Origin of the sequence: Chromobacterium piscinae, assembly GCF_021129175.1 — a bacterium.
In the GTDB taxonomy this organism is placed as follows: Bacteria; Pseudomonadota; Gammaproteobacteria; order Burkholderiales; family Chromobacteriaceae; genus Chromobacterium; species Chromobacterium piscinae.
The window spans coordinates 42547-49381 of the sequence record NZ_JAJOHV010000032.1; the positions used below are offsets into that span (position 1 = coordinate 42547).

The 6835-nt window shown below is 69.6% G+C and carries 6 protein-coding genes; all 6 read left to right on the forward strand.

Going from position 1 to position 6835, the window contains the following annotated elements:
* Positions 1 to 4: 4 nt before the first annotated feature.
* Complete coding sequence (locus LQR33_RS10990) at positions 5 to 982, forward strand: beta-ketoacyl-[acyl-carrier-protein] synthase family protein (protein WP_231468919.1); 978 nt, start codon at positions 5 to 7, stop codon at positions 980 to 982.
* A complete protein-coding gene (locus LQR33_RS10995) occupies positions 969 to 2159 on the forward strand; it encodes a type III PLP-dependent enzyme domain-containing protein (protein WP_231468921.1) in 1191 nt (396 codons plus the stop codon). Before LQR33_RS10990 ends, LQR33_RS10995 begins: the two co-directional genes overlap by 14 nt.
* On the forward strand, positions 2156 to 3703 hold the full coding sequence (locus LQR33_RS11000) for an acyl-CoA ligase (AMP-forming), exosortase A system-associated (RefSeq protein ID WP_231468923.1): 1548 nt from the start codon (positions 2156 to 2158) through the stop codon (positions 3701 to 3703). The genes LQR33_RS10995 and LQR33_RS11000 overlap by 4 nt, the downstream gene beginning before the upstream one ends.
* Positions 3704 to 3707: 4 nt before the next feature.
* Positions 3708 to 4691 carry a hypothetical protein gene (locus LQR33_RS11005; RefSeq protein ID WP_231468925.1) on the forward strand — a complete coding sequence of 328 codons (984 nt, stop codon included), beginning with the start codon at positions 3708 to 3710 and terminating at the stop codon, positions 4689 to 4691.
* A gap of 20 nt (positions 4692 to 4711) precedes the next feature.
* Positions 4712 to 6592, forward strand: coding sequence for an acyl-CoA dehydrogenase (locus LQR33_RS11010; RefSeq protein WP_231468927.1), 1881 nt, complete (start codon positions 4712 to 4714; stop codon positions 6590 to 6592).
* A partial coding sequence (locus LQR33_RS11015) for a hypothetical protein (protein WP_231468929.1) occupies positions 6561 to 6835 on the forward strand: 275 nt, incomplete at its 3' end. The genes LQR33_RS11010 and LQR33_RS11015, both read left to right, overlap by 32 nt.

The window sequence follows — 6835 nt, forward strand, 5'->3', positions numbered from 1 at the left end:
ACGCATGACAAGCATCGCCAGCATACCGGTCCAGATGGGCATCGCGGCCGCCGCCTACCATTTTCCCGGCGAGCTGCAGGATATCGAAGCCTGCGCCGGCCAGCACAATTGGCCGGATGCCCGCGTCCAGGCCATCATCCGCTCCGGCTGCCGCCACTTTCACGCCGCGCCCGACATCGGCGAAGTCGAGCTGGCCGAACGCGCGATGGCGCGGCTGTTCGACGAAACCGGCCTCAAGCCAGCCGACGTCGGCGCGGTGATCCATGTGCACACCCAGCTGTTCAGCGTGCCGGCCGCGCCGCGCAGCCTGCCGCTGGAGCTGGTCTCGCGCTTCGGCATCCGCCCACTGTGGACCGGCTCAGTCAATCAGCTGAACTGCTCGTCCAACGCCGCGGCGATCCAGCTGGCCGGCGCGCTGATGGCCAGCTACGCCGAGCTGCGCCACGCCATCATCGTGTCGGTCGACCGCGTCTACGGCGAACGCTTCCGCCTGCGCCAGATGTCCGGCATCCAGAGCGACGGCGCCGCCTGCCTGCTGCTCAGCCGCGACTGCCGCCGCAACCGCATCGGCGCGCTGGCGCTGCGCAACTACGGCAAGTGGCACCAGGGTTCGGACACCAACGCCGCGGTGGAGCGCGACATGATCAACCTGGAATGGCACTACACCCGCAAGGTGATGCAGCAGGCGGTAGCCGACAGCGGCGTGGCGCTGAAAGACTACGGCTGCCTGCTGCCGCACAACTCCGACCATAAAGGCTGGATCTCCATCTGCAAGGCGATGGACATCCCGCTGGACATCCTGCGCGCCGACAACATCCTGCTGAAGGGCCACGCCTGCTGCTCGGACCTGGCGGTGAATCTGGCCGACATCGGCCTGGCCGAAGTGGACGCCGGCCGCCATCTGCTCAGCGTCACCCAATCCAACAGCGGCGCCTTCTCCGCCCTCACCCTGCATCCGGTGGCCAGCCATGACGCAAACTGACGTCCTCTCCATCCCGCTGCCGGCAGACGACCAAGCCATCCAATGGTTGTGGGACGTCAAGACGCCCGGCTACGTGTTCGACCCGTCCATCGTGCTGGCGCGCTACCGCAGGCTGCGCGAGCTGCTGGACACCGGACTGATCGTGTCGCTGAAGGCCAATTCCAATCTGGAGCTGCTGATACGCTGCGGCCATGGCTTCGTCGATGGCGTCGAGCTGGCCAGCCTGGGCGAGCTGGACCTCGCCGTCGGCCGGATAGCCGCAACCAAATACGTCAACAATCCCTCGATGGACGAGACCTTCATGCGCGCCGCGCTGGCCTCGCGCTGCGTCTTCATCATCGACAGCCTGGGCCAGGCCGAACGGCTGGCCGGCCTGATGGGCAAGCAGCCGGCGCCGCAGACCGTGTTGCGGCTGAACGCGGCCGAGCTGATGCCGGGCCGCCGCCGCGAAGCGGCCGACCATTTCGGCATGAGCCCGCAAGAAGCGCTGCTGGCCGCTGCGGCGCTGAGCCGCGCCGATATGCCCGTCATCGGCCTGCACAGCTTCGCCGGCTCGCACCAGTTCCGCGTGGACGACAGCGGCGGCGACTCGGCCGACCTCGCCCATGCGCTGGCCGCCTTCGCCGCCGACGCGGCCGGCGCCACCGGCGCGCCGATCGAATTCCTCAACTGCGGCGGCGGCTTCGTCGAGCGCTTCCACGACGACGAGGCCGCCTTCGCCGCCTACCGCGAGCGGCTGGCCCCGCTGCGCCGCCGCTTCCGGCTGGTCCACGAATCGGGCCGCGGCATCTTCGCCGGCGCCGGCCTGTTCGCCACCCGAGTCCGCGCGGTGAAAACGCTGGGCGGCCGCACCGTGGCCGTCTGCGACGGCGGCCTCAGCCACAACTTCCTGCTGGCCCGCACCGAATCCGCGATCAAGAAGTACGCGCGGCCCAGGCTGCTGCGCCGCCAGCCGACCGCCGACGGCGCGGCCGTCGCCCCGGTGCAGTACGTCGGCAGCACCTGCAGCCGCGCCGACGTCATCGGCTGGCAGCCGGATGCCATCGCCGCGCCGGCCGTCGGCGATTTGGTGATCTTCGAGCAATGCGGCGCCTACCACCCCAGCTACAGCGTCAGCGGCTTCCTGTCGCTGGGCGCCGCCGGGGCCTACATCCATCAGTCCGGAGCAAGCGAATGAACCGCGCCCGCGTCAGCCTCTACCATCTGCTGCAACTGAGCGCCGAGCGCCATGGCGAACACCCGGCTTTCGCCCAAGGCGAGGTCCGCGCCGACTACGCCCGGCTGCTGGCCGACGTCCGCGGCCACGCCGCGCGGCTGGCCGCCGCCGACATCCAGCCCGGCGACCGGGTGGCGGTGTACGCCGGCAAACAATACGACACCGTGGCGATGATGCTGGCCGTCAACGCGCGCGGCGCCATCCTGGTGCCGATCAATCCGCAGCTGAAGCCGGCCCAGGTCCGCCACATCCTGCAAGACAGCGGCGCGCGCCTGCTGCTCAGCAGCGGCCCGCGGCTGCAGCGGCTCAAGGAGGCGCTGGACGGGCTGACGCTCGACGCGTGGCGGCTGGAAGCGCTGCCCGAGGCCGTTCTCGACACGCCGGAGCCGGCGGTGGTGGACAACGACCCGGCCGCCATCCTCTACACCTCGGGTTCCACCGGCCGCCCCAAGGGCGTGGTGCTGTCGCAGCGCAACCTGGTGTCCGGCGCCGACAGCGTATCGGCTTACCTGGGCCTGGCCGAGGACGACGTGGTGCTCGGCATCCTGCCGCTGAGCTTCGACGCCGGCCTCAGCCAACTAACCACCGCCTTGGCCAGCGCCGCCTGCTACGCGCCGCTGGACTTCCTGCAACCCAACGAAGTGCCCGCCTTCTGCGAGCGCCACGGCGTCACCTCGATCACTGGCGTTCCGCCGTTGTGGATGCAGCTGATGGCCGCCGACTGGCCGGCCGAAACCGGCGCGCGCGTGCGCCGCTTCGCCAATACCGGCGGCCATATGCCAGGCCCGTTGCTGGACAAGCTGCGGCAGGCCTTCCCCCAGGCCAGGCCTTATCTGATGTACGGCCTGACCGAAGCCTTCCGCTCCACCTATCTGCAGCCGGAAGACGCCGCCGGCCGCCCCGGCTCCATCGGCAAGGCCGTCCCCAACGCCGACATCCGCGTGCTGCGGCCCGACGGCGGCGAATGCGCGCCGGGCGAAGCGGGCGAACTGGTCCACCGCGGCGCCTTCGTCACGCTGGGCTACTGGAACGATCCCGAGCTGACCGCCCACCGCTTCCGGCCGTGGCAAGGCCCGCACGGCCAGATTCCGCGAGGCGACGTCGCCGTCTGGTCCGGCGACATCGTCTACCGCGACGACGAAGGCTATCTGTACTTCGTCGCCCGCGGCGACGACATGATCAAGACCTCGGGCTACCGCGTCAGCCCCACCGAGGTGGAGGAAATCCTGTTCGCCCTGCCCGGCGTCCATGAAGCAGCCGCCTTCGGCGTGCCCCATCCGATGCTGGGCGAGGCCATCGTCGTCGGCCTGCACGCTGCGGACGGCGTGGCCGAAGCCGAGCTGGTCCGGCTGTGCCGCGAGCGGCTGCCCGGTTATATGGTGCCGCAGCACTTGGCCCTGCACGCTGAACCGCTGCCGCGCAATCCGAACGGCAAGATAGACCGCAAAGCGCTGAAGCAGTGCTTCGTCGGCCTGTTCGCCTCCTCCTCCACCATCAACGGGTAACGCCATGCTCAGAATCCGCGCCATCGCCTCCGCCGTGCCGGAGCGCTCCGACTTCCACGGCGTGCAGGCCGCCGAACGCAACTTCGGCTATGGCCACCTGCTGTTCCCGTCCGCCGCCAACGCGCTGCCGCGCGGCAAAGGCCGGCTGGACGAGGAAGAAAGCCTGCGGCTGATGCCCGGCTCCCCCACCGCGCTGCCGGTGGCCGAGGCCAAGCTCAGCCACGCCGACCTGGCGCTGCAGGCCGTGGCCGCGCTGCGCGAGCAAGTCGCCGCAGAGGAGCTGGCCGCGGTCAGCCACATCGTCGTCGCCAGCGCCTCGCTGAACCAGCGCATCAACGAATCGGTGGCCGGCCGCGTCCAGCACGCGCTGGGCCTGGACGAGGCGCTGCCGTTCGCGGTCGGCCAGTCCGGCACCGCCGGCGCCTACAACGCGCTGCCGCTGATCGATTCGCTGGTCCGGCTGGGCGGCCGCGTGCTGCTGGTGGCCACCGATAAATGGCTGTACCCCTTCTTCCGCGCCTGGGGCGATCTGGTGGCTTATGGCGACGGCGCGGCGGCGATGCTGCTGGATAGCGGCGATGGCGGCTGGGGCGCGATCGAGGCCCACGCGGTCCACTACGGCGAGGCCATCGCCAATCCATGGGCACATGCGCCGGACCGGCTGGCCGACCTGCTGCTGCCTCAGGCGCTGGCCGCGGCACGCGCCGCGCTGGACAAGGCCCGCATCCGCCCGTCCGACATCGACCGCATGCTGCCGGCCGGCTTCGGCGCAGCCTTCGCCGCACGCGTCGGCGACGAGTTGGGCATCGCGCCGGAACGCCGCGCCTCGCGCGCCGGCGGCCACCTGTCCAACGCCGATCCGCTGCTGGCGCTGATGGAACTGCGCGCCTCACTGCAACCGGGACAACAGGCCACCGCCCTGCTGTGGGACGCCGCGCTGTGCGGCGTCGCCGGCGCCGTCGTCGCCAGAATCTCCGCCGCGGCCTGAACGCCAACAAGGGAAACGATATGTCCGCTTACAAAGTCAGCCTGCGCGAACTGCGCTTCTTCCTGTGGGAGCAGAACCAGTCCGCGCGCCGCTTCCTGTCGCGGCCGCCGTTCAACGACAAGGACCGCGACCACTACGACCTCCTGCTGGAGAAGGCGCGCGCCTTCGCCCTGGATCTGGGCCGCGCCTACCAGGCGTCCGACCGCCAGGAATGCCGGCTGCTGGACAATGGCGAGGTGGAGATCCCGCGCGAGTTCCACCCGCTATGGCAGCGCTACAAGCAGGAATGGGTGCCAGTGCTGGGCAATGGCGGCGACGTCCACCGCCCGGCGCTGCCGCCCATCGTCCGCCAGGCGATACAGGAAATGTTCATGGGCGCCAATCCGGCCTTCATGACCTACGGCGGCTTCAACCTGCCGGCGATCAAATTGTTCCGCCTGCACGGCACGCCGGAACAGAAGGCTGTTTATCTGGACAAGCTGCAGCGCCACGAATGGGATGCCTGCTTCTGCGCCACCGAGGCCCAGGCCGGCAGCGACCTGACCGCGGTGAAAACGCTGGCCGAGCCGCTGGAACAGGACGGCGTCTACGCGGTGACCGGCGAGAAGGTGTTCATCTCGGCCGGCATGCACAGCCTGACCGACAACACCGTCTACTTCGTGCTCGGCCGCCTGGGCAACGCTGGCGGCAGCTCCTATTCGTTGTCCTGCCTGCTGGTGCCGCGCTTCTGGCCGAATCCGGAAACCGGCGAGCTGGAGGAAAACTTCGTCGAGTGCGCCGAACTGCCGGTGAAGATGGGCCTGAAGGGCTGCGCCAATACCCGGCTGGTCTTCGGCCGCAAGGGCGTCACCCGCGGCGCGCTCTTGGGCGGCCGCAAGAACGCCGGCCTGCTGCAACTGATCCCGCTGATGAACCAGGCGCGCATCAGCACCGCGGTCATCGGCCTGGGCCTGGCCTCGTCCGCCTATCTGCATTCGGTGGAGTTCGCCGCCAAGCGCTTGCAGGGCCGCGCGATCGAACGCACCTCGGACAGCGGCGCGCCCAGCCTGCCCATCGCCGAGCATGGCGACGTGCAGCGGATGCTGCTGGAAATGAAAGCCCGCGTCGAAGGCTGCCGCGGCCTGTTGGGCAAGCTCACCGCGGCCTCCACCGAGGCCTTCGCGCTGGAGGCCGAGGCCGCGCCGGACGAGATGAAGGTGGAGAAACAGCGCAAGCTGGTGCAGCTGCTGACACCGGTGTGCAAGGCCTTCGTCTCCGACCAAGCGTGGAAAATCTGCGAGCTGGCGATACAGACGCACGGCGGCATCGGCTACACCGACGCCTATCCGGTGGAGCAGAACGCGCGCGACGTGAAAATCCTGTCGATCTGGGAAGGCACCAACTACATCCAGGCGCAGGATCTGGTGCGCGACAAGCTGGGCTTCGGCCGCAACTCGCGCCTGATCAAGTATTTGCGCGAGGAGCTGGATGCCTTCCTGGAAAACGCCGACGCGTCCGCCGAACTGGCGCCGCTATCGCGGCGGCTGGACGAGGCGATGGCCGCCGCGGAGGCGTCGCTGGAGCGAATAGGCGAAGCCGTGCACGACGGCCGCATGCAGGAGAGTAGCCAGTTTTACACCCGGTTCCTGGAAATGCTGGGCTACACCGTCTCCGGCTGGACGCTGCTGGAAGGCGCCCATCTCGCCACGCGCGCGCTGGAGAGGGAGCTGCCGCCGTCCGAAGCCGCCTTCTACCGCGGCAAGCTGAAAACCGCCCGCTATTTCTTCGCCAACATCCTGCCGACCGTGCACCTGCACGGCCGGATCATCGCCGACCTGCCGGCGGCGGCCGTCGCCGTCGCCGTAGACGAACTCGCCCAGGAGGACCGCCATGACGCAGACCGTCGCCACGCCGCCGTCTGAGGCCGCGCCGCAATCGCTGTTCGGCGGCCCCCGCACGCTGTACCGCGGGACGGACATCGACGGCGCCACCATCGAGCCCAACGAGGGCCTGTGGGTGCGCGGCAGCAATCTGAACGAACTGATAGGCGGCATCGATTTCGCCAGCGCGCTATGGCGGGTGTGGTTCGGCGCGATGCCGGAGCCCGCCATCGCCGCCGCGGTGGACGCCGCGCTCGCCGCCGTGTCCGCGGCGCTGGTCGGCGA